At 46.2% G+C, this 24,675-nt stretch carries 23 protein-coding genes and 1 riboswitch; of the genes, 11 read left to right on the top strand and 12 right to left on the bottom strand.

The annotated features are described in order from the left end of the window. The first annotated feature begins 30 nt into the window (after nucleotides 1-30). Nucleotides 31-1,218, top strand: coding sequence for a mannonate dehydratase (gene uxuA, locus ATB78_RS14580; protein ID WP_061009025.1), 1,188 nt, complete (start codon nucleotides 31-33; stop codon nucleotides 1,216-1,218). A gap of 72 nt (nucleotides 1,219-1,290) precedes the next feature. On the opposite strand, the gene ATB78_RS14575 is transcribed toward uxuA, so the two are convergent. Further along, the gene (locus tag ATB78_RS14575; RefSeq protein WP_061009024.1) at nucleotides 1,291-2,178 is read right to left on the bottom strand and encodes a LysR family transcriptional regulator; all 888 of its coding nucleotides are present in this window, start codon (nucleotides 2,176-2,178) and stop codon (nucleotides 1,291-1,293) included. Nucleotides 2,179-2,326: 148 nt separating this feature from the next. Here ATB78_RS14575 and ATB78_RS14570 point away from each other — a divergent pair, with 148 nt between their 5' ends. The 4 genes from ATB78_RS14570 (at nucleotide 2,327) to ATB78_RS14555 (ending at nucleotide 5,999) form a co-directional block, all read left to right on the top strand. Continuing rightward, complete coding sequence (locus ATB78_RS14570; protein ID WP_061009023.1) at nucleotides 2,327-2,863, top strand: nuclear transport factor 2 family protein; 537 nt, start codon at nucleotides 2,327-2,329, stop codon at nucleotides 2,861-2,863. Nucleotides 2,864-2,995: 132 nt separating this feature from the next. Beyond that, complete coding sequence (locus ATB78_RS14565; RefSeq protein WP_061009022.1) at nucleotides 2,996-4,081, top strand: alpha/beta hydrolase; 1,086 nt, start codon at nucleotides 2,996-2,998, stop codon at nucleotides 4,079-4,081. 13 nt (nucleotides 4,082-4,094) lie between these two features. Then, a complete protein-coding gene (locus ATB78_RS14560; protein ID WP_061009021.1) occupies nucleotides 4,095-4,637 on the top strand; it encodes a peroxiredoxin-like family protein in 543 nt (180 codons plus the stop codon). A 123-nt stretch (nucleotides 4,638-4,760) separates the two neighbouring features. Continuing rightward, complete coding sequence (locus tag ATB78_RS14555; RefSeq protein ID WP_061009125.1) at nucleotides 4,761-5,999, top strand: DEAD/DEAH box helicase; 1,239 nt, start codon at nucleotides 4,761-4,763, stop codon at nucleotides 5,997-5,999. A 72-nt stretch (nucleotides 6,000-6,071) separates the two neighbouring features. Here the strand turns inward: ATB78_RS14555 and ATB78_RS14550 are convergent, their stop codons facing one another. The 5 genes from ATB78_RS14550 to ATB78_RS14530 form a co-directional block, all read right to left on the bottom strand. Continuing rightward, nucleotides 6,072-7,238, bottom strand: a complete 1,167-nt coding sequence (locus tag ATB78_RS14550) for a MalY/PatB family protein (protein ID WP_020195534.1) — start codon at nucleotides 7,236-7,238, stop codon at nucleotides 6,072-6,074. A gap of 12 nt (nucleotides 7,239-7,250) precedes the next feature. After that, nucleotides 7,251-8,726 carry a Na+/H+ antiporter NhaC gene (gene nhaC, locus ATB78_RS14545; protein ID WP_061009020.1) on the bottom strand — a complete coding sequence of 492 codons (1,476 nt, stop codon included), beginning with the start codon at nucleotides 8,724-8,726 and terminating at the stop codon, nucleotides 7,251-7,253. Between the two features lie 137 nt (nucleotides 8,727-8,863). Continuing rightward, entirely contained in the window at nucleotides 8,864-9,874 is a 1,011-nt protein-coding gene (locus tag ATB78_RS14540; RefSeq protein ID WP_061009019.1) for a LacI family DNA-binding transcriptional regulator, read from the bottom strand. A 232-nt stretch (nucleotides 9,875-10,106) separates the two neighbouring features. Continuing rightward, nucleotides 10,107-10,799 carry an MOSC domain-containing protein gene (locus ATB78_RS14535; RefSeq protein ID WP_061009018.1) on the bottom strand — a complete coding sequence of 231 codons (693 nt, stop codon included), beginning with the start codon at nucleotides 10,797-10,799 and terminating at the stop codon, nucleotides 10,107-10,109. 54 nt (nucleotides 10,800-10,853) lie between these two features. Then, nucleotides 10,854-11,096 carry a hypothetical protein gene (locus tag ATB78_RS14530; RefSeq protein ID WP_009706629.1) on the bottom strand — a complete coding sequence of 81 codons (243 nt, stop codon included), beginning with the start codon at nucleotides 11,094-11,096 and terminating at the stop codon, nucleotides 10,854-10,856. Between the two features lie 84 nt (nucleotides 11,097-11,180). On the opposite strand from ATB78_RS14530, the gene ATB78_RS14525 reads away from it, so the two are divergent. Together ATB78_RS14525 and ATB78_RS14520 are read left to right on the top strand one after the other, a co-directional pair. Beyond that, nucleotides 11,181-12,026, top strand: coding sequence for a helix-turn-helix transcriptional regulator (locus ATB78_RS14525; RefSeq protein ID WP_061009017.1), 846 nt, complete (start codon nucleotides 11,181-11,183; stop codon nucleotides 12,024-12,026). 123 nt (nucleotides 12,027-12,149) lie between these two features. Next, nucleotides 12,150-12,229: riboswitch (cyclic di-GMP riboswitch) on the top strand. 57 nt (nucleotides 12,230-12,286) lie between these two features. Further along, the gene (locus ATB78_RS14520) at nucleotides 12,287-14,446 is read left to right on the top strand and encodes a DUF5011 domain-containing protein (RefSeq protein WP_081096600.1); all 2,160 of its coding nucleotides are present in this window, start codon (nucleotides 12,287-12,289) and stop codon (nucleotides 14,444-14,446) included. A 64-nt stretch (nucleotides 14,447-14,510) separates the two neighbouring features. On the opposite strand, the gene ATB78_RS14515 is transcribed toward ATB78_RS14520, so the two are convergent. After that, nucleotides 14,511-14,993, bottom strand: a complete 483-nt coding sequence (locus ATB78_RS14515) for an Lrp/AsnC family transcriptional regulator (RefSeq protein WP_061009015.1) — start codon at nucleotides 14,991-14,993, stop codon at nucleotides 14,511-14,513. A gap of 121 nt (nucleotides 14,994-15,114) precedes the next feature. Between ATB78_RS14515 and ATB78_RS14510 the strand changes: the two genes are divergently transcribed. Continuing rightward, entirely contained in the window at nucleotides 15,115-15,714 is a 600-nt protein-coding gene (locus ATB78_RS14510; protein ID WP_045484341.1) for a LysE family translocator, read from the top strand. Nucleotides 15,715-15,809: 95 nt separating this feature from the next. Further along, nucleotides 15,810-16,820, top strand: a complete 1,011-nt coding sequence (locus ATB78_RS14505) for a zinc-dependent alcohol dehydrogenase family protein (protein ID WP_061009014.1) — start codon at nucleotides 15,810-15,812, stop codon at nucleotides 16,818-16,820. A 90-nt stretch (nucleotides 16,821-16,910) separates the two neighbouring features. On the opposite strand, the gene ATB78_RS14500 is transcribed toward ATB78_RS14505, so the two are convergent. Continuing rightward, a complete protein-coding gene (locus ATB78_RS14500) occupies nucleotides 16,911-18,224 on the bottom strand; it encodes a 6-phospho-beta-glucosidase (protein WP_045415224.1) in 1,314 nt (437 codons plus the stop codon). A gap of 114 nt (nucleotides 18,225-18,338) precedes the next feature. Between ATB78_RS14500 and ATB78_RS14495 the strand changes: the two genes are divergently transcribed. Beyond that, nucleotides 18,339-19,265, top strand: a complete 927-nt coding sequence (locus ATB78_RS14495) for a LysR substrate-binding domain-containing protein (RefSeq protein WP_061009013.1) — start codon at nucleotides 18,339-18,341, stop codon at nucleotides 19,263-19,265. Between the two features lie 76 nt (nucleotides 19,266-19,341). On the opposite strand, the gene ATB78_RS14490 is transcribed toward ATB78_RS14495, so the two are convergent. The 3 genes from ATB78_RS14490 to ATB78_RS14480 form a co-directional block, all read right to left on the bottom strand. Then, nucleotides 19,342-20,427, bottom strand: coding sequence for a methyl-accepting chemotaxis protein (locus tag ATB78_RS14490; RefSeq protein WP_061009012.1), 1,086 nt, complete (start codon nucleotides 20,425-20,427; stop codon nucleotides 19,342-19,344). Nucleotides 20,428-20,615: 188 nt separating this feature from the next. After that, nucleotides 20,616-21,005: a VOC family protein gene (locus tag ATB78_RS14485; protein WP_061009011.1), complete on the bottom strand. Its 390-nt coding sequence runs from the start codon at nucleotides 21,003-21,005 to the stop codon at nucleotides 20,616-20,618. A gap of 60 nt (nucleotides 21,006-21,065) precedes the next feature. Next, the gene (locus ATB78_RS14480; RefSeq protein WP_061009010.1) at nucleotides 21,066-21,470 is read right to left on the bottom strand and encodes a helix-turn-helix transcriptional regulator; all 405 of its coding nucleotides are present in this window, start codon (nucleotides 21,468-21,470) and stop codon (nucleotides 21,066-21,068) included. Between the two features lie 264 nt (nucleotides 21,471-21,734). On the opposite strand from ATB78_RS14480, the gene ATB78_RS14475 reads away from it, so the two are divergent. Further along, the gene (locus ATB78_RS14475) at nucleotides 21,735-23,768 is read left to right on the top strand and encodes a TonB-dependent receptor (protein ID WP_061009009.1); all 2,034 of its coding nucleotides are present in this window, start codon (nucleotides 21,735-21,737) and stop codon (nucleotides 23,766-23,768) included. A 102-nt stretch (nucleotides 23,769-23,870) separates the two neighbouring features. On the opposite strand, the gene ATB78_RS14470 is transcribed toward ATB78_RS14475, so the two are convergent. Beyond that, a complete protein-coding gene (locus ATB78_RS14470) occupies nucleotides 23,871-24,566 on the bottom strand; it encodes a VC0807 family protein (RefSeq protein ID WP_005434212.1) in 696 nt (231 codons plus the stop codon). Between the last annotated feature and the right edge of the window lie 109 nt (nucleotides 24,567-24,675).

Raw genomic sequence — 24,675 nt, 5'->3', positions numbered from 1 at the left:
GCTGAGTGCGTCTTAAAAAAGGTGAGTGTCATGGAACAAACTTGGCGTTGGTACGGTCCGAATGACCCAGTGTCGCTAGACGATATTCGTCAAGCTGGCGCAACAGGCATCGTGAATGCCTTACACCACATTCCAAATGGTGAAGTGTGGTCGAAAGAAGAGATTTTAAAACGTAAAGCCATCATCGAAGAGAAAGGCTTAACGTGGTCGGTGGTTGAAAGTGTTCCTGTTCACGAAGAAATCAAAACTCAGACGGGCAACTTCCAACAATGGATCGACAACTACAAACAAACGCTGCGTAATCTTGCAGAGTGCGGCGTAGATACGGTCTGCTACAACTTTATGCCAGTACTAGACTGGACACGTACTGACCTTGAATTTGAAATGCCAGATGGTTCTCGAGCGCTACGCTTTGACCAAATTGCATTTGCGGCATTTGAGCTACACATTCTTAAACGCCCGGGCGCAGAAGCGGATTACACCGAAGCTGAGCAAGCCCAAGCGCTTGAGTACTTCAACAACATGACGGCGGAGCAAATCCAACAACTGACAAGCAACATCATCGCTGGTTTGCCTGGTGCTGAAGAAGGTTACACGTTAGAAGAGTTCCAAGCACAATTGGACCGCTATGCTGGTATTAGCAAAGACAAACTGCGTGAGCACATGGCGTACTTCTTGGCGGAGTTAATGCCAGTGTGTGAATCGCATGGTTTGAAGCTAGCAGTACACCCAGACGATCCACCGCGTCCAATTCTTGGTTTGCCGCGTATCGTTTCGACCATCGAAGACATCGACTGGTTAACCGAAAAAGTACCGAGTAAGATGAACGGCTTAACCATGTGTACCGGCTCTTACGGTGTGCGTGGTGACAACGACCTAGTGAAAATGATTAAAAAGCACGGTGACCGTGTTTACTTCACTCACTTGCGTTCAACCAAGCGTGAAGAAAGTAACCCAATGACATTCCACGAAGCCGCGCACCTAGATGGCGATGTGGATATGTACAACGTGGTGATGGCGATTCTGGATGAAGAACAACGCCGCGCAGAAGTAGGCGATCACCGTTTGATTCCAATGCGTCCCGACCATGGTCACCAAATGCTGGATGATTTGAAGAAAAAGACTAACCCTGGTTACTCGGCTATCGGTCGCTTGAAAGGCCTTGCTGAAGTGCGTGGTTTAGAAATGGCACTGAAGCGCGCGTTCTACACCAAGTAACGATTTACAATGTAAAACTACTTTAAAAAGCGCAGAGTCTCGGTTCTGCGCTTTTTTATGCGAAGAGAGCCTTTAAGTGTTGGGCAGTTTGTCTTTCAGATAATCAATCAAGCAGCGAACTTTAAGAGGTGTATATCGGCTTTGTAAGTACACGGCATTGAAAGGCAAGTTTTGCCCTAAGTAATCACTCATGATTTGTTTGAGTCGGCCCGCTTTAATGTGCGATTCCACCATCCAAATGGGTAATATCACTATACCCATTCCGGTGAGTGCAACGTCTAACAGCACATCGCCGTTGTCACTTTGAAAGTTACCACTAACCGCCACCGAGTGTTCTTTATCTTCTTTTGTAAAACGCCAAATATTGACCTCTTGCATGTCAGAATAGATCAAACAGTTGTGTTGTGTCAGATCATCTGGTTTTTTCGGGGTTTCATTTCTGTCTAAATAACTCGGAGCCGCTAAGACTAACATCGGGTTATCAAATAAATGGCGTGCAACCAGCGTTGAATCCTCTAATTGTCTCGCTCGAATTGCCACGTCAATGCCATCGCTGATCAAGTCTGTGTGTCGGTCACTGAGTCGTAAATCCACTTTGATATCCGGATAGCGCTGGAAAAACTCGGCCATGATGGGTGCAAGCAGAATGCGACCAAACGCAACGGGAGCAGAGATACGCACTGTTCCTTGGGGAGAAGCTGTCTCCGATCTTGCCGCAGTTTCGGCTTCATCCAGTTCACCTAAAATATCAACGCAAGTTTGATAATACCTCGCGCCTGCTGGCGTTAAAGCATGATCGCGACTGCTTCGAGCAAGAAGTTTGACGCCGATTTTTTTCTCTAACGCTGCCACTTTTTTGCTGATTGTCGTTTGTGAGGTATTCATCTCACGACCCGTGGCAGAAAAGCTGCCCGTCTGTACCACTCGAACAAATGCACGCATTGCGCTTAGTTGGTCCATTAGTGTTCTCAATTATTCTAAATACGAATAGATAGTAGTCATTGTAGTTTAGTTTTAGTCGCTTTTGTTTAGTTCTATTATCCCTACCAAGCCGCAAGACAACGCAGCACTAAGAATTACTAAGATTAGATAGCCACTGGAGGCACTCATGGATATACAACAAAAACTACAACAACTACTTGATAAACAGGACATTACAGAAGTTATTTTTCGTCATGCTCGTTCTTTAGATCGTATGGACGCAGAGCTGATGAAGTCCACTTATTGGGAAGATGCCATTGAAGACCATCAAGACCCTATTTTCCCAGACTTATTTTTCTACAACGATAATGCTCACGCTTTTGTAGAACCAGCAATGAAAGGTTTTGAAGCGATTAAGGTCACTCAGCACCGTATCAGCAACGTTCTCATCGAAGTGGATGGTGATACTGCAACAGCAGAGAGCTATGTGTGGGCGTATCACGTGCACGAAGAAGATGGTGTCGACAAAGAGGGCATTTTAGGTGGCCGTCACTTGTACCGCTTTGAACGCCGTGATGGTGTTTGGAAAATGGTGCATCGCTTTACTGTTTTCGATTGGAACCAAAACCAAAATGCGAGCGCAGTATGGTCTCCTGATTTTGAGAACAAATACGTTGGTAAACGTGACGAGGCAGATGAGAGCTATAAGTACATCAGTCGTTGATTTCATCCTATAGCATGTAGACCGCTCAAGCTATGAGCTGATCGCTTATATTTACCCTTGCGTTTAAACGACTTGGCGCAAGGTTTGCTGCTTCAAAATCGATACTAGTTATTGTATCGGGAGGAAACTTCCATGAAATACCAAAATATGATGCTCCCTTTTGTAACCGCATTATTAGGCTTAAGCACCTTAACATCGGGATTTGCATATGCTGATGATGCATCTCAAGGTAGCGCATCGCACCAGACTAACCCTTTGATTGAGAGTCAATCATCAACAGGAATACGTAGTCGGATTGATCCTGCGCTAACCGCACCGTTATCTATGTTACCTCCCCAGTTGAGCGACATTACCCGAGACTCTGTTGACGAAGTTCGAGAACTGATGGCACCAATGCTGAAAGCCAAAGGTGTTGCAGGCGTTACCGTGACAAAACGTCAAATAGAGACAAAAGATGGAAAGGTTAATATTTATATCTATCAACCTGATGGGATACTAAGTACCGCTAAATCTGGATTGTTTTGGATCCATGGTGGTGGCTTCATCTTTGGTAGTGCTGAAACTGATTTTGCCGGCATGTTTGCTAAAGCAGTCAATGCGACCGTTGTTTCAGTTGAATACCGATTAGCACCTGAGCACCCATTTCCAGCTGGCCATAATGACAGCTACGCGGCTTTCTTATGGATGGTCAGCCACGCAAAAGAGTTGGGCGTTGATCCACAACGTATAGCAATTGGAGGCGAGAGCGCTGGCGCTGGCATGGCGGCTAGTTTGGCTTTGCGTAATCGTGATGAACACGGACCAAAAATTGCCCTGCAGCTATTGTTGTACCCGATGCTAGATAACTTGCATGCAACACCATCAGGATCAGTCGAGGACTATCCAGTTTGGAATCGCCAAACCTCTTTTAATGCGTGGGAGATGTATTTAAATGGCACGCCTGGTGAAGATGCCTCTCCGTATGCGGCCGCCGCAAGAGCAAAAGATGTCACTGGACTACCAAAAACTTACATTACGGTGGGCACGGTTGACTTGTTCCGTGACGAAGTGATTGATTATGCTCAAAGGCTCATGGATGCAGGTGTGTCGACTGAGCTTGCCGTATTCCCTGGCGTATATCACGGTGGTCAGATGTTTGTGCCAGATGCTTCGGTATCTAAGCAGATGTCTAAAAGTTATATCAATGCCTTACAGAATGCCCTTAATGATGCTCGTTAGAGCAAAAGGAAAAATGACAATGAACAAATTCAACGCAGGTGATTTATTTCCGTCTATTTCTTTGCCAACCTTTGATGGCAATACTATTGAGGTGGGTCAGCCATCTGAACCAGCTACTTGGCGATTAGTGGTGGTGTATCGAGGCAAACATTGCCCATTATGTACACGCTACTTGAACGAGTTAGAAGGGCTTAAAGCGAAGTTCTTAGAAATTGGTGTTGATATTGTGGCGGTATCAGCGGACAGCAAAGAGCAGGTCGCGAAACATAGGGAACAGATCTCAGTGAACTTTCCTATTGCTTACGGCTTGAGTTTAGAACAGATGCAAACCCTTGGTCTGTATATCTCAGAGCCGCGTTCAGAAAAAGAAACGGACCACTTGTTTGCTGAGCCGGGTTTGTTTGTGGTTAATGATAAAGGTCGAGTGCAAATTATTGATATCTCGAACGGTCCATTTGTTCGTCCAGATCTAAATGTGCTGCTTTCCGGCATAGCATTCATTCGCGATCCTGAGAACAACTACCCAATCCGAGGTACTTACCAACCATCGAAATAGTGTTTCATGTCGAAGGGGCTGGTATAAAATTGGATGGTTCCTAAAAAGATTGTGGTAAAGTCCGCGCCTGCGATTTACCGCATCTTTTACTGCCTCTTCAATCAAAAGCACAAGGTTAAGCTAATGCCATTTTCTACTCTCTCTTTGAGTTCTGAGCTGATTCACGCACTGCCAAAAGACTTCAAGAAGCCAACCGATATTCAGGCTTTGGCAATTCCTGAGCTACTCAGTGGTAAAGACGTATTGGCATTAGCAAACACGGGCAGCGGCAAAACCCTTGCTTATGGTTTGCCTTTGTTGGAAAAGCTAAGTGTGAATCCAGAGCACAAAGCGCTGATTCTAGTACCAACGCGTGAGCTGGCAACGCAAGTAAGCGAGGCGATTAACCAAGTTGGTCAAGCTATTGGTCTCAACGCAGTGTATTTGTGTGGTGGCGTTGATAAAGAGGCGCAACTACAAGCACTTGCGGCAAACCCTAAAATTCTTGTGGCGACAACAGGTCGTTTAGTTGATCTGGCGAACAACGGTTTGGACCTGAGTAATATCCATTACCTAGTGTTGGATGAAGCGGATCGCTTGTTGGATATGGGCTTTTGGCCTGACGTGCAAAATATTGCAGGGCAGGTTTCAAACCAGCGTCAAACCGCAATGTTCTCAGCAACGTTTTCAGATGAGTTGAAGGGCAAAGCCAAGCAGCTGATGCATGCGCCAAAACAGGTAGCAGCTCATCAAGAAAACAGCACCAATCAAGATATTGTCGAAACGCTATATCTCGTCAACAAAGGCAGCAAAACCAAAGCGTTGATTGAACTTATCAAGCAAAATGCATGGGCGCAGGTATTGGTATTCATTGGCGCGAAAGAGAACGCTGATGGTTTGGCGAAGAAGTTGAACAAAGCTGGAATCACAACCAATGCGCTGCACGGTAATAAGAGCCAAGCAGAGCGAGAAGACGCGCTGGCGCAGTTTAAATCTGGGCAAACACAGGTGTTGATCGCTACCGATCTATTAGCTCGCGGTATTCACATCGAGCAACTGCCGGTGGTGATTAACTTTGAGCTGCCAATGCACGCAGAGACTTACGTTCACCGAGTTGGGCGTACAGCCCGTGCAGGTGAGCAAGGTGTCGCAATGTCGCTGGTCTGTCATGGCGAAGCCGAAGCTCTTACCGCGATCCGTAACTTGACGCAACGTGAATTGCCAACGCAAGATCTTGAAGGTTTCCCAGTAACGGATAAGCCATCAACAGGCGAAAGCAAACGCGCCCCACGCGATAAAAAAGCCAACCGCCGAACCAATGCCAAAAAGAGCATTAAGCAGTTCCAAGGCAAGCCGAAGCGCCAAGCGCCTAAAGCTAAATAAACACAGCCAAATAAACAAAAGCCACGCTTCAATACGAGAAGCGTGGCTTTGTTTTATCTGTTGTTTGTATGGTTAGCTTAGTGCATGTTTGATTCTTACCAAGGCTTCATCCAGTGTGCCAGCTGGGCAGCCTAGGTTAAGGCGAACAAAGCCTGAGCCTTCTTTACCGAAAGCTATGCCCATGCTCGGGACAAGCCCTGCCGATACAAATTTTTGTTCCAGCTCGGAGTCGGTCACTTTAAGCGCACGACAATCTAACCAAGCCAAATAGCCTGCTTGTGGGGCGACAAATCTCACATCTGGCAGTTCCGTTTCTACAAACAGCTCAAGTTTGGCGATATTAGCTCGCAGGTAGTCTTTTAAGTCCACCAACCAACCGGAGCACTCTTGATAAGCAATAGTCGCGGCACTCATCGATAGGCTATTGAACACGTCCATGCCATGCGCATCTAGCCTGCGAGTAAACTGTGCTCGGAGTGATTCATCTGGAATCATAAAGTTAGAGATTCGCAGTGAAGACAAGCCAAACGTCTTGCTTGCAGCCGTAGCCACGATCAGACGTTTTGTGAGATTTTGTGGAAGACGCAAAGCCGAGTAGTACTGCGCATCGCCAACCACTAAATCGCCCCATATTTCATCACTTAGCAGCCACACTTGGTATTGCTCACACAGTTCGGCAACCTTTGTCATTTCGCTTTCAGACCAAACTCGCCCCGTTGGGTTATGTGGATTGCAGAAGATCATTGCTTTTGCACCATTAGCAAAGCAGGTTTCGAGATGATCAAAGTCGAGTTGATAGTCGCCGTTGGTTTCCGTCAGTGGGTTCTCGACGACAACACGATCGTTGAATTCAATGATCTTACGGAAGGAGCCATATCCCGGACTTTGCATTACGATGCCATCGCCTTTTTCGGTGAGCATTTGTAATGCCATCGCGAGCCCAGGAAGTACGCCATGTACCGTAGTGATCCAGTCACGCTCAACGTTGGTAGCATGTTGGTTTTGATACCAATCGATAGTGGCTTGGTAGTACGCATCATCGCGTTCTGCGTAACCAAAAATCCCATGCTTCACACGTTGTTGTAGTGCGTCTAACACCACTTGTGGCGCTTTAAAATCATAATCGGACACCCACATCGGGAGTAAATCCGTCCCAGCCAATCCCAGCTTTTGCTGCATAAAGTCCCATTTAACAGAGCCACTTTCCTTGCGGTTCAGAATTTGGTCGAAAGCGTTCATCAATGATTTACCTTATTTTGTTTCTACTGCTGGTGTATTTGAATGCTCTTCAGCAATCAGTTGTTCGTTTTGTTCTGGCTTTGCTTTTGCGATACCAAAGCCGGTGAAGCCATAAATCAGAGCGAAGATGACGCCGGTGTAACATTGAATCGCCCATGGTAGGTAATCCAAGGTTGCCACGCCTAGCGTACCTGCCATGTAGATACCCGCTGCTGTCCAAGGAACCAATGGCTCGATAATGGTGCCGGCGTCTTCGATGGTTCGAGACAGATTCTTCGTGTCTAAGCCCATTTTGCGGTAAGCGTTTTGGAACAACTCACCCGGAATCAACAGCGCTAACTTGCCGTCAGAAGTGGTGAAAACCACAGTGATGGTTGCCACAACGGTCGAAGCAATCAGCTGACCTGTGGTGTGAATCGCATGTAGGAATTTGCCTAGCACCACGTTTAGTGCGCCGGTTAGGCTCAAAATACCAGCGAAGGCAAAGGCACAGAATACTAACAAAATCGTGCTCATCATTGAGAACAGACCGCCACGGTTAAGCAGCTTGGCGATATCTGGCACTAAGCCATTTACGCTGTGACCATTTGCCTCAAAAATGGCTAGGTTGAAGCCGTCTACGTAGGCTTGGAAGCCTTGTTTTAGTGTGAAGTCTTGGAAAAACATGCCTAAAACAATCGCGATAGCCGATGCGCCAAGCATTAATGGCAGAACTGGCTTCTTAGTTAACGCGCCCCATAGGATCATCACTGGCGGGATAAGAAGGAGAATGTTGAAGTTGTATAGATTATCTAAGCCCGAGATGATTTGAACAACTTTCTCTGGCTCGTGAATGTTCGCGATATCAGCGCTTTGACCCGCAAAGAAGAACACCACAGATGCAATCACAAAACCCGGCAGAGTGGTGTAAAGCATGTGTTGAATGTGTTCATACAAGGTGGTACCTGAAACGACAGGCGCAAAGTTGGTTGAATCTGATAACGGTGAGATTTTGTCACCAAAGTACGCGCCAGATACCACTGCACCAGCCGCAGCTGCGAGCGAGACGTCAAGACCTGCTGCCACTCCCATCAGTGCGACACCAACAGTACCTGCAGAACCCCAAGACGTACCGGTACAAACGGAAACGACACTGGTTACAAAGAAAGCGGCAATAAGAATGTATTCAGGGCTGATGACTTTTAGTCCCCAGTAAACCATGTAAGGGATTGTGCCGCTGACCATCCAGCTGGCAATCAAACCACCAACCGAGACCAAAATCAGAATAACTGGCATCGCCTTCGCCAGCTTTTCTACGATGGCGTTAATGATGTCATCCCAGTTGTAACCGATCTTCCACGCGATAAGACCAGTAAAGGCAGCTGAAATCAGCAACAGAACTTCAATGCGAAGTCCGAGTATTCCGTATCCGACAGCCAGAAGTGCAAACATCACCGCAATAGGGGCGAGTGCTAATCCGAACGACGGCAGAGGCTTAGAATTTGTCATGTTATTTATCCTCAGGATCGATGTAGGGTTTGTTCGGAATGGATAGTAACGGTCACATAATAGGCAAAATGAGAGCGGTGTGTTGTTTTCATGTAAGCGCTTACATGAGGTGTGCGAATGTAAGATTCATCACATTTTTATCCGATCTTTTTTATTGCTTTGACGGTTTGACGGCAGACTAAGCTTGCTTCGAATTGATGTAAGTTCGGTGGAGAATAACCATCTTTACTCAAATTTAGCGCCAGTTTCGCTGCATAAGTCGACATTTCATCAATCGGGTTATGCATGGTGGTCAATCTTGGATAGAGGTAGCGAGCAAGCAACACATCATCAAATCCAACCACGGAGATATCATCTGGGACCGACAAACCCTGCTCATGCAAACTTGCCATTAAGCCAGCTGCCATTACGTCGTTAAACGTCACCACCGCAGTGACGCCCGGACAGGATTGAATAAGCTGGCGACCTGCTTGTTCTCCTCCAGACTCGCTGAAGTTTTGGTTGATTACCCAACCCGTTGGGATCGCCAAATTGGCTGCATTCATCGCGTCTCGATAACCTTCAAGGCGGTCGGTTCGATCTTCAATGGGCAAATCACTGGTGACACAGGCGATCTTGCGATGACCTTGCTCAATCAAAAATTCGACCGATTTGCGCGCACCGACTCGGTTGTCTACCCAGACTGAACGATTGGAGATTTGTGCAATGGTGCGGTTGAGTAACACCATCGCCGGAAGCTGTGCAGCGTATTGCATCAGCGTGGTGTCATCGAGCATCTTTGAGTGTACGACCATCGCCTCACAGCCCTGACTGATGAGAAAGTCGAGCCCTTCTTTTTCTCGTTGTGCATTGTGCCCGCCACTGACTACGACCAACTGGCAACCATTGGCACGGGCCACTTCTTCAACGCTCTTGGCGATCAAAGCGAAGAACGGATCGGCTAAGTTGCCAGTTAATAGGCCAAGCGTATTATTGCTGCGGTTCGCCAGCGCTGTTGCTCGTGCATCGCGGCGGTAGTTGAGTTCTTTAATCGCGCGCTCGACTCGTTCTTGTGTCACTGGTTCAACATAACTGGTGCGATTGATAACACGCGAGACTGTTGCCGTAGATACGCCAGCCATGTCCGCGACGTCTTTCATGGTTGCCACTCGATTTCTCCAAGAGGGTAACAGGGTAAACAAAGGAAGATGAAACGTGGCTGAGTGTAGCGGCTATTTATCGTTGGTTATGTTAGTAAGCTCAAAGGATAGAACTTTAGAAAAAGAGGCTGGTTGCTTGTGTCGATAATTCAACAAGATAGGAAGAACAAAAAGCCACAAACCTGACGATATCAGGTGTGTGGCTTATAAGTTTGGTCACTTTAGGGAAGAGAGGAAGGAATTAACCCGCAGTCGGACCAACCAAACGCATTTCCCAATCTTCGACTTCACCGGTTTCTAGGCGGCGTTCAACAAGCTTGCCCCAAGATTCAACCAATGGAAGTTCCGCCAGTTGGCTTAGCTCCGTTTTATCTAGGCAACCAGTAAATACTGCGCCCATGATGCGAGCCAATGACCAGTCTGGGTAAGGTCTTTCGCATAGAATAATTTCGTCACCTGCGCCGATATCGCCTTCTTGCAACACTCGGAAGTACCAGCCTGTTCGAAGCGTGTCTTGCAGTCTTCTCGCCATGTCGTTTTGCTCGAAGCGCACGTTGAGTTTCCAGCAAGGCATGCGCCCTTGGGATACTTCTAACAAGGTTGAGCCGATGCGGATTTTATCTTTCAGGCAAATGGACGCTTCTGTTACGCCGCTTGAGCTTAAGTTCTCACCGAACGCGCCAGCTGATTGGAAAATTGCTTTATCGCCTAACTCTTTCTGCCAAACGGGATAGTGCTCACTTGGGTAAATATGAAGGGCTTTTTGAATCCCACCATGAAAGCGCGGATCGCCTTGTTCGTCGCTGGTAAAACCCAGTTCTGTTGCGTGCTGACGCTGCGGTAGAACCTGTTTGTTAATCGCACTTTTCGCACCATGTGCAAAGACAACGGTTTTACCTGCTAATACGCTGTTAACTACGCCTAACTTCTTCATATTCTTTCCTTATCGCTAAAACTGATTTGCCAAACGGCGTGAGACAAGACCACGTTAGCGCTCGCCCAATGATTTGAATACCGGAATCGCTGCCAGTACTTCAATGCGCTTTTCTGTGCTTTTTAAGTAACGCGTTTCGCTATCTGAAACCAACACATGACGTTGATAACCTTCTGTTTTAGGAAACTTGGTCAACACGGTTTCGAGCGATGCTTCGCACTTATCTTGGTTGATGTTATCAATATCGACTTTGAATAAGAGTTGGTTTTCTTTGGATATTTCAACTTGATACCGCATACGTCGCACCTCACGGCTTCATTCACTTTGCCGAGCATGATAGCCTAGTGAACTCGTGTCAGAGTAGGGATGTAAGGACAGTTAATGATGCCAACCCGCCAAATCGATTCTCACTCCGGTGTCATGACCTCCAATGAGATGATGGCTGCCAATCCCCACTCACCGGCACTGGTTAAGACCATCGATATGCCGAAAGGTTACATTGATGCGATGCACCAACACACGTGGCATCAAGTCATCTTCCCTATCAAAGGGCTGTTGCAAACCAAAACCGATCACTACCAACACCTTGTGCCCCATACCTCTGCGCTGTTTGTACCTGCGGGTATTCAACATGAATCCATCGCGCTAAGCCATACGACATTTGTTGGTATCTATCTGAACCCTGAGTTTGGTACTGAGTACGAGCATCAAGTTAGAACCATCACTCTCACTCCTTTCTTGAACGAGCTGCTACAGGAAATACGCCGTCAATGCGAAGGGTTCGTCAGTGATGAGGAAGTCTCACGATTGCTAGGCGTGCTCAACGATCAGATCATGAAAGACAACGTGCAGACCTTTCAGTTACTGCTGCCAGAAGACAGACGCTTAAAGCTGATATTTGAAGCGCTGACCGACACGCCAGCATTGGATTGGTCACTCAAACAGTGGGGAGAGAAAGTCGGTGCATCCGAGCGAACTCTGTCGCGCTTGTTCTCCAAAGAGTTCAACACCTCTTTTCAACTTTGGCGGCAACAAATTCGGCTGATTTATTCACTCTCTTTGCTGGACGAAGAGCTCTCCATCCAAAGCATTGCAGATCAAGTGGGGTATCAAAACGACTCTTCTTACATCAAAGCATTTAAAGCCTATTTTGAAGTCACCCCACAACAGTTTCGCGTGAATGGTCGACGGGGGACTCTGTCTCTCCTTAGTTCGAAATACTGTTAGTTGATATAGAACCAGCATTAACTCATAAAATCAGCATTTTGCGAGACCATTAACGAAAAACACATCATATGATAAATGAAAGTATCATTTCATAAGGTTATGATTCACATCGGATTTACAGTATGAAATCAAAGCCAAACTTACTGTGAAGTGAGGACGGAAAACCACGGGTCTTAAAGGTGCGAGATAGCCGGGTTGCATTATATCAATGGATACGCCCATCAATAAGGGCGTGAGCTTTATCACTTGGAGTGTGAACAATGTCAAATCGGCTAATCGCGGCATTTACCCTGCCATTCTTGTTGTCTGCTTGCGGAGGAGGAGGATCTGATGACAACCCACCCCCACCCGATACTAATCCTCCTTCGATAACGTTATTCGGCAATGCCACTACGTATGTCGAGTATCAAAATACCTATAGCGAGCCTGGAGCCCTTGCCGTCGATGATGTGGATGGTGAAGTTGATGTCTCTATTACTGGTGTTGTAGACACCAATCAACTTGGTAGTTATGAAATTGTTTACTTTGCCCAAGATAGTAGTAACAACAGCTCGACCGTGGTTAGAACAGTTGAAGTTGTCGATAGCACTGCTCCGATTGTCACGCTGCAAGGTGAAAATCCAATTGATGTTGCTTTCGGTACAGACTTTTCTGACCTTGGTGCAACAGCGATGGACAATGTTGATGGACCTGTCGAGGTTACTATTTCTGGCTTTGTGGATACCAATCAACTCGGTCGTTACGAAGTGGCTTACTTTGCACAAGACAGCAGAGCTAATAGTGCTACGGTCATTCGAACTATCAATGTCGTGGATCGTGAGGCGCCAGTTTTAATTTTGCAAGGAAACAACCCCCTCGAGGTTGCCTTGGGTAGCAACTTTAATGATCCGGGAGCAACCGTTACGGATAATGCTGACGATATGGTTGAAATTGCCGTTAATGGAAGTGTAGATGTTAACACTGTGGGCAGTTATGAAGTGTCATACTCTGCAATAGATGCTTCAGGGAATGAATCTAGCACTACGCGAGAAGTCGTTGTTAAGGATCTTGAAGCGCCCGTTATTAACCTAAATGGTGAAAGTAATATCATGCTCTTTGTCGGTGATATTTATGAGGAGCAAGGCGCAACAGCTTTGGATAACTTGGACGGTGACCTTACAAATGAAGTTGTTTCATCAGGCATAGTCGACCACACTTTAGCAGGAACTTATTATGTGGAGTATTCTGTTTATGATACAGCTGGGAACTTTGGTGAGGCCACACGTGAGGTAATCGTTGTAGAGAAGTCATATGACATTACTTTTAGGGATAGTGACTTAACATTGTACGAAAATGAGTACACCCATCGCTTCTGGTTCGATTTCGTTGAAGAGCAAAATACCTCTCGTAGTTTGACGTTTAAGGTATCAGCGCAATCAACCGCTGATCGTTTTGACTTTACTTTAGATCGCACGTTTAACCCAACAATGGAATCGAGCGGTTACATCGAGCTCACAATTTTTGATGATACCGTTTTTGAAGGTCAAGAAATCATCAGTATTGAAGTTCTAGATGAAGATCAGGAGTTAGTGACGCTAGTCGATATTAAGCTGGAAGACGAGAGCTCTCAACCAATTCGACACGCGCCTTTAAAAACAGATTTTCTAGACACAAGCTCTGCGGTATTCGATGACATACTTTACGTGACGGACGGTCAGAAAGTAGTGAAGTATGACCTAACAAAAGAGCAGAATATCGCATACGCTGAAAATATATTTACTCCGTATTTTTTCCTAGGAGATAGTATTGCTCACAATGGTGAGATGTACTATTTTGCTGATGGCGTTTTGCGGCGTTTAAATAAAGAGTTGCTAACATTTGAATTTGTTTCGTCTGCCCCAGAGGCTCTTGGCGGGAGCTCTCAAATTCAGGTAATCGAAAACAAAATCTATATGGTTGGGGGATTCAATGAACATGGAGATATTACCCGCTCGGCATACAGTTATGATCTTGAAGCACGAGAGTGGAAAACTTTAGCTTCTGCTAATGTTGAGCGCTATGATTCTGCTACCGCTGTTATTGGAGATACCCTTTATGTTTTTGGCGGTAACTACAGTAATTTTGAATACTCAAGCTACAATACACAGAGTGACTCATGGACCTCTTTAGGTACATATCATCCTTTAAACCGTGATAAACATACCGCGGTTACATCAGGAAAATACATATACGTATTGAAAACTGAGCTGTATGGCTATGGCTATCAAGAAGTAATGCGTTACGACACAGAGCTAGATACATGGCAAATACGCTACTTTGATGTCCTTAATTATGCATATCGAGATACATTCATTTATAAAGGCCGCATTTATCTTGTTGGTGGTGATGATGGCATAGAGGGCAGCTCCAGAGTAGACTCTGTTTACTGGGGAGATGACTAAACTCAATTTAAGTTTCATTTATAGCCAGCGTGAGATCGCTGGCTTGTGCTTTAGATTGAAAGAATTACTCTAGCGGCAACTGGAATGTACTCTTGATTTCCTTAACGGAGACGTTGGATTGAATGGCGCTGATGCCTTTTACGCGGCGAATTGTACTGATGTGGTCAAAGTATTCGTCCAAGTCTCTCGCCACCACTTGCACCATGTAATCTGCGCTGCCAGCAATGCAGTGACACATTAAGATCCAATCGGTTTCTGCTACGAAGTCTTCAAAAGGCGTGGTGTTTTCCACTTCATGACTGCCTAGTGTCACCAGTGTAAAACCAGAGACTTGGAAGCCGAGCTTTTTGCGGTTCAACTTCGCCGCGTAACCCTCAATGTAACCTTCCTCTTCCATCTTTTTCCAGCGTCGCCAGCAGGGCGTTTCACTCAGGTTAACGGTCTCTGCGAGCTTGGAATTACTCATGCGACCATCTTTCTGAATATGGTCAAGAATGGCGAAATCGGTACTATCCAATTCAAAGTTGGTGGATTCTTTCTTTTTCATGGTTATTTTGGAAATAGTCTGCTCAAATTGACTTTTATCGTAGCGCAGATAGCAATTTTCTTTCTACCCAAATCGTTAGACTGTTTCACATATTCGTTGATTACTTTTTGGGAGAGAGAGCATGAGTGCTCAATTGTTGGCGGCATTTTTGTTGTTTGCCGTTTCTATTTCTTTAACGCCGGGAGCTGGTAACGTCGCGCTGTTAGGTATTTCAAGCCGATATGGGTTTTCTGCGACCGTGCCGTTTGTATTAGGCAACGCAGTCGGGGTGATCATCATGTTGCTTGGTGCAAGTGTGGGGCTTGTCAGTTTGTTTACTCTTTACCCAGATTTGTACACGGCGTTAAAGTGGATTGGCGCGGCGTACCTACTGTATCTCGCATGGTCGATTGCTACGATGGAACTCGACAATGATTCGAATGCAAAAAAGTCCGGCTTTTTATCTGGCGTTTGGGTGCAAATTCTTAATCCGAAAAGTTGGGTTGCATCGCTGACGGTGTTCTCTCAATTTATCTCACCAAACAATGATTACCTGACTCAAGTGGTGATCATCATAAGTGTGATGGTGGGAACTGGTGTGCTGGGGATGTTTGCTTGGGCGTACTTTGGCACCGTATTGAACCGCTTTATTCAGTCACCACAAAAGGTGGTATGGGTGAACCGATGTATGGGCAGCAGCCTCGCTTTAGTGGTGGTGTTTATGTTGAGTCAGCCCGTTTAGGCTCTTATCCAATTTGACGCGCGCGCCGAGAAAACGTTATATACCCGTTTCGCTATGGCGCGTCATACTTCCTCTAGCAATCCCGTGGTATCCAGATGAGCTTAATTAAGACCAACTCGGCCAAGACAAACACTCGCGTTAATCAACTGAGCTTTGGTTCGCCAAGTGAATCGTTGGTGTTTGAGCATGTTGAGCTAGAGCCACTCGCTTTGGGTAAAGTGCGTGTGCAAATCGAAGCCACAAACATTAATCCAAGTGACCGATTGTCGATTCAGGGAGTAGGGCAGTATCGTCGCACCCATGTACCGCCGCGAGTCCCCGGCTTTGAAGCGGTTGGGCGTGTGGTAGAGATAAACGATCCGCATCAAACCGAATTTCACATCGGGCAAAAGGTGCTGGTGGTACAAAGCGGGACTTGGCAAAGCTATGTCGATGCGCTTGCGGAGAATGTCTTTGCTGTGCCGGAAGAACTTGAGAGTGGCTACGCTTGCCAATTGTATATCAATGCCCTGACGGCTTGGGTGATCACCACTCACGTTGCCAAGTTAGGTAAAGAGGATGTGGTGATCATTAACGCGGGCAAGTCTGCGATTGGTAAGATCTTCGCTCAGTTATCGCACTCTCTCGGATTTACTTTTATTGCGATGAGCTCCGCGCCAGAGCGTTATCCATACGACTCTATTGCAGTGTTAGATAGCAAGCAGGATCTGCAATCTCAAATTAATGCCCGAGAGTTGCTTCAACCGAATGTCGTGTTCGATGCTATTGGCGGCAAAGTGGGAACAGAACTCATCCAAGTTGTGCGCAATTCGGGAACATACATCAATTACGGAACGCTTTCACTTACCCCTTACGAGCCAGCTTTTTTCGCTTGTATGAAGCAAAGCAATATCGACTTCAGTACGTTCTTTTTGCGTTATTGGGAAGAGTCAGTTGGTAAGACCGTTCGCAAACAAGTCTTTGCCGAGATGCTAGAACACTTTATGGAACACCAGATACAACTCGATGTGGATCGTTACCTTCCGTTAGAACAGTTCCAGCGCGCCTTCGAGCTGATAGAAGATGAGTCGGTCACGCTGCAAGGCAAAATTATTCTGACCATGTAGTAACTGTATTCAAACACCTTGAGGTTACTGGGTAAATTGAAGAATAAAAAAGGGATGGAATTCACCATCCCTTTTGCGTTTTTGTTAGGGTTAACGGAACTGTGGCATGTAGTCGAGGTTGGCTTCAATTGTCTCTTCTAGAGCCTTTTCTAGAATCGTCCCAGTGGTCACGAGCGGGTTCAAAATCAATGCTCGATGCGCGGCATTGCGGTCGCCTGTGACAGCCGCTTCTACCGTGAGTGATTCAAAGTCTTTCATCAATTGAATCAAGCGTAGCGTATCGCTTGGGAATGGCGCGACGTTTAAAGCCACAGGTCCCGATTTTGTGATCATGCAGCTGACTTCCACCGCGCAATCGTCAGGTAAACCTGCAATGGCACCGTTGTTACGGGTGTTTACGTGCATGATGGTGCGCTTATCGTTGTAGATAGAGCTCATCAGCTCGCAGGCAGCTTCTGAGTAGTATTGACCACCACGCTTTTCGAGCTCTTTTGGTTTCTCGTTGAGTTCTGGATTGCGGTAGATATCGAACAGTCGTTTCTCCATAGCTTTGACCACTTCACCGCGCGTACCTTCGCCGTTCGCTTCTTCAATCTCTTGGCTCATGATGTCTTCGCTGGTGTAGTAATAGCGCAGGTAAGCACACGGGATCATCCCCATATTGCGCAATAGCTCTTGTGGCCAGTCGAATGGAGGAATGTTTTGCGGCACCAAAGGATCGTTGCCAGATAGGATCTCTTCGACCACTTCTTGAAGTTTGTCACGACCCTCGTGCAGGATCTGGCGTGCCCAGATAAAGTGGTTCAAACCCGCAACTTGCAGTACAAACTCTTGCTCGTTAGCACCGAGCATTTGGGCAATGCCTTTTTGCATGATCACTGGTACGTTACATAAACCGACCGCTTTCACTTTGGTGTGTTTGAGAATCGCTTCTGTCACCATGCCTGATGGGTTGGTAAAGTTTAGCAACCAAGCATCTGGACACAACACTTCCATCTCTTTACAGATTTCCAGCGCAATAGGAATAGTACGACAGGCATTGGCAAAGCCGCCTAACCCGTTGGTCTCCTGACCGATCATGCCGTACTTCAGCGAGATACGTTCATCACGGATTCGACCTTCCAAGCAGCCAGCGCGAAATTGAGAACATACAAAGTCTGCGTCTTTCAAAGCAGGTTTGCGATCCAAAGTGACGTGTACATCAATATGCGACATGTCGTTTTTAGCCAACATGCGACGTGTTAAATCGCCAATGATGCTGACTTTCTCTGCGCCATCTTCAATATCAACCAACCACAGTTCGCCGATTGGCAGTTCATGATTTCGTTTGATCAGACCTTCGATGAGCTCTGGTGTGTAGCTAGAGCCTGCGCCTATGATGGTAATTTTAAGATTCTTTTTCATCGTGATGTTCTCGTTATGGATAAGACAGTTTGATTAAAAAGCATCCTGATGAGCTTCACAAACCAAACAAATCTTGCTATGGATTAGTACAGCTAATTTATAGAGGGTCGAGTGATGGACAGAAAGCAGCAGATGCTCTCCAATATGTACACTTTTGCGATTGCAGGTAAGTTTCTTAGCTTTACCAAAGCAGCGGAAGAGCTCTTCATTACCCAAGGAGCGGTGAGCCAGCGAATCAAATCGTTAGAAGAGCAACTGGGCTTCAGTTTGTTTGTGCGCATGACGAGACGATTAGAACTGACCAAAGAAGGTGAGCGATTACTGCATGCATTAAACCAATCGTTCGACGTTATTTTCTCTGAGCTCGAAGACATCAAGTTCAATGAACTGCGCGGTGAGTTATATATTGGAGCAGCGCCGACGTTCGCCCAGAGTTGGCTATTGCCAAGGTTGCCAGATTTCCAACGTTTGTATCCGCATCTCAATATTAAACTGAGGGTGAAAGCGAGCCGTTTGGACTTTCAGCATGAGCCCGTCGATATCGCAATTTACTACAGCGATAGCGAACATCCGGGTTTTTACCATCAGCGTTTATTTGATGAAGTGCTGTTGCCGGTTTGTAGCCCCAAATACTTTAACGACCATTTTACTGGGCCAGCACCATTGCTTGAGCAGTTGGCCAGCGTGACTTTTATTCATTGCTCTGAATCATTAGAGGCGAGTGAACCCAATCAAGAATGGGCGATGTGGTTGGACAAACAATCTAACCCGCTACTCAACACACTTAATGTGATGGACAGAACGTACTTGTTTAATCACGCCGATATGGCAATGACAGCGGCTAAGAACGGAATGGGGTTGGGGATCGCCCGTGAATCTTTAGTGAAAAGCAGCTTAGAAAACGGTGAGCTAGTGGCACCTTTTGAGCGCGTATGTGCAGAGCGAGGCTATGATTTGATCTGTCTAAACGGGCAACAACACAGACCAAAGAATGCTGCATTTATTGAGTGGCTTGAGACGCAATTGCCAAAGAATGGATAAGGGATGATAGGGAAGGTAAGTCCAACCTCCTCCCTTGATTCATTGGATGAGAAGGGAGGAGGAACAAGTCTTGAAATTAACTTGCGATAATCTCTTCCATCAAAAGGTCTATCTGAACGACGACTTGTTCGCTGGCGTCTTCCATCGCGTTAATTGCGGTCACCATGCCGGCCATGTTGCCAGATTTGGCTTGGCTCATTGCTTCACGTCCGCTGTCATGCACGCCTTTGTGTGGTTCTTCAAGTAACGCATAGCTTCTTAGGTGGCTGTAAGCTTTGCCATCGCCACGGTAGTACCACTGGCCTAAGCGACACTCTGAGTGGCTATTCACCGTTTCACCGAATGCGCCGCTTTGTAGGAGGCGGTAAACGTTGTTTTTCCAGATGGCGTGGTCGAGTTTGACCGTATCTAAGAAAGCACGCGTTGAAGCAATGTGAATCACTTGCTTCATGTGTTCTGACTTCACCACCACTTCATTCACGATGGTGCCAATTTGAGCCGAAGAGGCAGAGACTTCTTCCGCGCAAGTTTGGTTTTCGTCGATGGAGTTTTTAATTGCGCTGACTTGCGTGAGCACTTGGTTAACCAACGAATCAATTTTCTCACTGGCTTCGCTCGCTTTACCTGCAAGTGTTCTCACTTCGTCTGCGACCACGGCAAATCCACGTCCGGCTTCACCGGCTCGTGCGGCCTCAATGGCGGCATTGAGAGCGAGCAAGTTGGTTTGGTCAGAAATCTCTTGAATAGTAGATACAAGGTGCGAAATAGAAGTGGCGGTGTTATCTAATATTTGAACAGATTCAATGCTTTGTGAGGCTTGAGTGCTGATTTTTACAGCTCTGTTATCAAGTCGTGCTAAGGCCTGATGTGTCTGCTTAAACATTTCATCAAGCTGTTGCAGTTCTTGGTTTTCATGCGCCATAGACTGAGCACTTTCGACCATTTCAGTTCGAATGGTTTGGAGCATATCGCCCCCTTTCAAGCTGCTCGACATTAACTCATCACAGTTGTGGTGATCTTGTTGTGCTGAGCCAACAAGTTGTTGGGCTTCTTGGAGCTGATTTTCTAGAACGACAACATCGGTTTGATACTTCTGCTTAAGGTCTGCTAACTCTTGCTTTAGCGCCTCATTTTCTGCTTTGATTCGTTTTAATCCAAACATAGGTTTTATAAATATTACAGAATATTAAAAAATCCATGTTAATCGAGTTGAGTATCGAATACACGATGACTTTCATATCTTTGCTCGGTCGAATCACACTTTTTCTGTAAGGTTATAACCAAGCAGAGGCGTCAGTTCTTAAGAAAGATCTGACAGCCTCTACCTACTTACACTTAGTTGTTATAGCTTTAGAGCTCTTGCATCAATTGGATGTAGTTTCCGCAAGTATCATCTAGCACGGCAATCATCACTGTGCCCGCCTCTCTTGGCTCAATAGAGAACTGTACGCCAAGCGAAGTCAGTCTTTCATACTCACCATTGAGATCATCGACAGCGAAGGAAGTCCACGGAATACCCGCTTCTTTTAGGGAGGCTTGATACACTTTCGCTGGACCAAATGCCATCGGTTCTAACAATAGCTCCACACCCGATTGCTCTTGTGGAGAGACGACGGTTAGCCATTTATGTTCACCGATTGGTACCTCGGTCTTTTTGATAAAGCCAAGAACGTTAGTGTAAAAATCGAGGGCTTTGTCCTGATCGTCCACAGGTATGCTGGTTAGGGAAATTCTGATCACGGGTATTTACCTTTGCTGGATTTGGATGAGGAAAAGATACTGAAAGTGAGGCTCAAAAACTTATTCTAGATTGCTTTTCTGCATTTTTTGAAACGCTTTGGGTGAGTAACCTGTACTCTTTCTAAAGACACTCGAAAACGTGGTTAAGCTCTCATAACCAACCTGAAAACAAGTATCCGTGATTGAGTGACCTTCCCTGAGTAGCGCTTTGGCTTTCTTAATCCGCATATCTCTTAAATAGCTTCGTGGCGTTACGCCATACATCTGTTTGAAAATTCGCACATAGTGAAAGCGCGACATAAAGGCGGCTTTAGCTAAGTCGTTTAATTCGATGTTTTCTGAGTGATGCTTTTCCATAAACGCTTTCGATTGCCTGATCAGGAGAAACTGCTTTGGACTCAACGACATCTCGCTGTATATGCGGTCAATTTCTTGTTCATAGAAGGTCTTTGGGCGAGATGACATCGTATTTCCACATTCTGAAAGCATCGTATTGAGTCTAACACTGCTTCGGCAAGATTGGACATAAGTGCTCGACCTTGCGCGAAATACCTTTCATGCCTCACCCCAACCTCCTTCCTAAATGCGGATTATTTGATGATGATTTGCTCGATCTGATTAAAAATAAATCACTCATTAACGTAAAGAATGTAAATGAGATTAATTATCATTAAGTTCATGTATTATGCTGCGCTCCCTCGTTATTGTTTATAAAATATAAGTAGTATTATGAAACTGAAGTCACTTTCCGCAGCCATCACCTTTGCGATTGCCTCTTTTGCTGCTCACGCTTCTGACGAAAACATCGTCGTTGTCGGTTCTGCTCTTGATCAACTTGTTCAAACTGAAATCAACTCAGAGACATTAGAACAAAAACAAGCGTCTGATATTAAAGACATCCTGAACACCATGCCGAGTGTAACGGTTGACGGTAACGCACGTTACTCGCGCAAGGTTTACATTCGCGGTATGGAAGACAAATACTCGGTTGTCACCATTGATGGTGCACGCCAAGAAGGTCAGTTATTCCACCACTCTGGCGATCAGACCTTTGACCCAGCCATGCTTAAATCTGCTGAAATCACCCTAGGCGGTAACTCGGTACTGTCGGGTGCGGGCGCGATTAACGGCTCATTCAGCTACGAAACGAAAGATCCCAGTGACCTCCTTGCAGAAGACGAAAGCATCGGTGCTCGCGTTAAAACGGGGTATCAAACGGCTTACGAACGCTTCACGACGAACGTTGCGGTTTACGCGAAACTGAACGATGAACTCCAACTGATGGGTATTGCGAACTACTCAGATGACGGTGAGTTGTACATTCCGGGTAAAGATGATGTGACTTCTAAGCAAGGTAAGCTGAAGTCTGGCTTGGTGAAAGTGGTGTTCGTACCAAACGACGCGAACGAGTTCAAACTGTCTTACGACACGTACCAAGACGGTGGTAAACGTCAGCTATCGGGTGAGAAAGCGGGTGCGCTGTACGCACATGATGAGCACAACTACCACTCGATTAACCGAGATACTGTGACGTTCATGCATCGCTACGACAATGGCAGTGATTTGGTGAATCTAAAGACGAACCTATACTACAACCGTCAGTACATGGATCGTGATGCGCTAACTGAAGAGTATGGCGATTGGAACCAAGTGAATGGCGCTTGGGAATTCACCAAAGACGGTGACCTATCAATTCCTTCTCGTGAGTACAACGTGACGACAATTGGTGGTGATATCCGCAACATCTCTTGGGTGGGCGAGCATGAGTTGACTTATGGCTTCGAGGGTTACAAATCAGAGCAGTGGGTTGATTCTGGCCTTGGTCATTACACGTCGGGCTCGAAACTCGGTGAGACGAAGAACTACGACATCGACGGCGGTACAGTAACGGCTTACGGCATCTACGCGCAAGACGCATTCGAGATTAATGACTTCCGCTTTGTTACCGGTCTTCGTTATGACGTGCATGAGCTAGGTGGTGTATTTCAAGGTAAATACGACCAGCTGTCGCCTAAGTTCCAAGGTGAATACCAAACCACAGATAACCTGAGACTGCGTGTTGGTTACGGTCGTCTATTCAAAGGCGCTTCACTACCTGAAACACTGACAATGAAAGCGGCGGCTGACGTAACTCAGGCAGACACCAAAGCCATGACAGGTAACAACTACGAAGCGGGCTTCGATTACGACATGTCTGGTTTGTTGATGGCGGATAATGCGATTCTTGGCTTCACTGCATACCAGTACGATCTGGATAACCAAATGCACCCAACCAAGAACAACAGAACCTTGGCTAACCAAAATGATGTAGAAGTCTGGGGTGTAGAAACCGTATTTACTTACAGCATTGAAGATTTCGACCTTTACGCAAACCACTCATACTCTGATGGTGAGCAAACCAGTCTAGAAAGCGGCAAGACGAGCCACATGAACAAGACGGGTATTCACAACATCAAGGCGGGCTTTAAGTACGACGTAACCAGTGAAGTGGTGTTCGGTTGGGATTCACGCTTCGTTCCGGGTAACGATTACACAGACGAAGACGGCGAAAAAGTGGAGCGCCCTGGTTTCGCAACGCATAACCTTTGGGCTGTGTACGTACCAGATTTCGCGAAAGACCTATCAGTTAACCTAGCGGTTGATAACGTGTTCAATAAGCTATATGCAGAGCACACAGGCTTTGGTATCTCTTGGGGTTCAGAGAAATACACCAGCTACGAAGTGGGTCGTAACTTTAAAGCGTCTGTGGCTTACAGCTTCTAATCACGTTTAACTAAATCACTCCAAAAAACAAAACCCCGATAATTGGTGATCAACTATCGGGGTTCTTTTTATCTCACTTTGCCTATCAAGGCGGAACCAGCATTATTTGGTATGAAAAATCTGCTCAGTCTCTAGCGACGTCATTGCGCGAACTTGGCGCCAGATGTAGTAGAAAATACCAAACATCATCAACATGCTCGGAATCGCAATCATTGGGTAGCTGTACAGCGTTAGTTTACCCAGTTCTTCATTGAACGCTGCTGTACCTGCTGGGCTGGTTACAATCCACGTTGCAAGGAAGTAGTTCATCGCTGAAGAGAATGCGAACGTACTTGCGAACATGTAGTTTGAAGACATTAGGCAGCGGTCAAACGCTTGTGTTTTGCCATTCTGAGCCAGACGCTCGTTAATCAGCGGCAGGTTCAAAATCGTGTCATTCAACAGCATCTTTTGCATCAACGGGTAGCGAGTGAAGGTTGAGCCCAACACTGCAAGACCGATCAAGCCTGGGATTAAGGCTTCTTTCAATGCCAACCAGCGCGTGTCTAGCTCTAACAGGCCAATACCACCGGTTAAGAGCACGCTGATAAAGCCCAGTGCAGAGATGAAGTTAAACTTTTTGTTGCGGATAAGATCCATACCGCCGTACACCAAAGGGAACATCAAAGCGACAACCAATGCCAATGCTGTACCTAGGTGCTCTTCACCACTGAACTTCATCAAAATGAATGAAGGAATGATGACGTTAAACAGGATCTCGAATAATGGATTCGACTTTTTCGCCGTCGTGTTACTCATAATTTTACTGACTCTACTATGTCGGCTGCGATTTTACTTTGGTGGGAAGTGTTCATCTCATTGCGCCAGATGTAAAGCCCTAAAGCCCCGAGTTGTGTAACGACTTATG

Origin of the sequence: Vibrio sp. CUB2, assembly GCF_001557945.1 — a bacterium.
Classification (GTDB): Bacteria; Pseudomonadota; Gammaproteobacteria; order Enterobacterales; family Vibrionaceae; genus Vibrio; species Vibrio owensii.
Note: the sequence above shows the minus strand (reverse complement) of the source record. Positions and strands in the feature narration are given on the sequence as shown.

Coding starts and splice junctions, on each gene's coding strand:
- ATB78_RS14575 (WP_061009024.1), bottom strand. CDS start 2,178: ATGGACCAACTAAGCGCAATGCGTGCATTTGTTCGAGTGGTACAGACG.
- nhaC (WP_061009020.1), bottom strand. CDS start 8,726: ATGACAAATTCTAAGCCTCTGCCGTCGTTCGGATTAGCACTCGCCCCT.
- ATB78_RS14570 (WP_061009023.1), top strand. CDS start 2,327: ATGGATATACAACAAAAACTACAACAACTACTTGATAAACAGGACATT.
- ATB78_RS14505 (WP_061009014.1), top strand. CDS start 15,810: ATGAGCTTAATTAAGACCAACTCGGCCAAGACAAACACTCGCGTTAAT.
- ATB78_RS14560 (WP_061009021.1), top strand. CDS start 4,095: ATGACAATGAACAAATTCAACGCAGGTGATTTATTTCCGTCTATTTCT.
- ATB78_RS14515 (WP_061009015.1), bottom strand. CDS start 14,993: ATGAAAAAGAAAGAATCCACCAACTTTGAATTGGATAGTACCGATTTC.
- ATB78_RS14490 (WP_061009012.1), bottom strand. CDS start 20,427: ATGTTTGGATTAAAACGAATCAAAGCAGAAAATGAGGCGCTAAAGCAA.
- uxuA (WP_061009025.1), top strand. CDS start 31: ATGGAACAAACTTGGCGTTGGTACGGTCCGAATGACCCAGTGTCGCTA.
- ATB78_RS14475 (WP_061009009.1), top strand. CDS start 21,735: ATGAAACTGAAGTCACTTTCCGCAGCCATCACCTTTGCGATTGCCTCT.
- ATB78_RS14510 (WP_045484341.1), top strand. CDS start 15,115: ATGAGTGCTCAATTGTTGGCGGCATTTTTGTTGTTTGCCGTTTCTATT.
- ATB78_RS14495 (WP_061009013.1), top strand. CDS start 18,339: ATGGACAGAAAGCAGCAGATGCTCTCCAATATGTACACTTTTGCGATT.
- ATB78_RS14520 (WP_081096600.1), top strand. CDS start 12,287: ATGTCAAATCGGCTAATCGCGGCATTTACCCTGCCATTCTTGTTGTCT.
- ATB78_RS14480 (WP_061009010.1), bottom strand. CDS start 21,470: ATGTCATCTCGCCCAAAGACCTTCTATGAACAAGAAATTGACCGCATA.
- ATB78_RS14500 (WP_045415224.1), bottom strand. CDS start 18,224: ATGAAAAAGAATCTTAAAATTACCATCATAGGCGCAGGCTCTAGCTAC.
- ATB78_RS14550 (WP_020195534.1), bottom strand. CDS start 7,238: ATGAACGCTTTCGACCAAATTCTGAACCGCAAGGAAAGTGGCTCTGTT.
- ATB78_RS14535 (WP_061009018.1), bottom strand. CDS start 10,799: ATGAAGAAGTTAGGCGTAGTTAACAGCGTATTAGCAGGTAAAACCGTT.
- ATB78_RS14525 (WP_061009017.1), top strand. CDS start 11,181: ATGATGCCAACCCGCCAAATCGATTCTCACTCCGGTGTCATGACCTCC.
- ATB78_RS14555 (WP_061009125.1), top strand. CDS start 4,761: ATGCCATTTTCTACTCTCTCTTTGAGTTCTGAGCTGATTCACGCACTG.
- ATB78_RS14565 (WP_061009022.1), top strand. CDS start 2,996: ATGAAATACCAAAATATGATGCTCCCTTTTGTAACCGCATTATTAGGC.
- ATB78_RS14530 (WP_009706629.1), bottom strand. CDS start 11,096: ATGCGGTATCAAGTTGAAATATCCAAAGAAAACCAACTCTTATTCAAA.
- ATB78_RS14470 (WP_005434212.1), bottom strand. CDS start 24,566: ATGAGTAACACGACGGCGAAAAAGTCGAATCCATTATTCGAGATCCTG.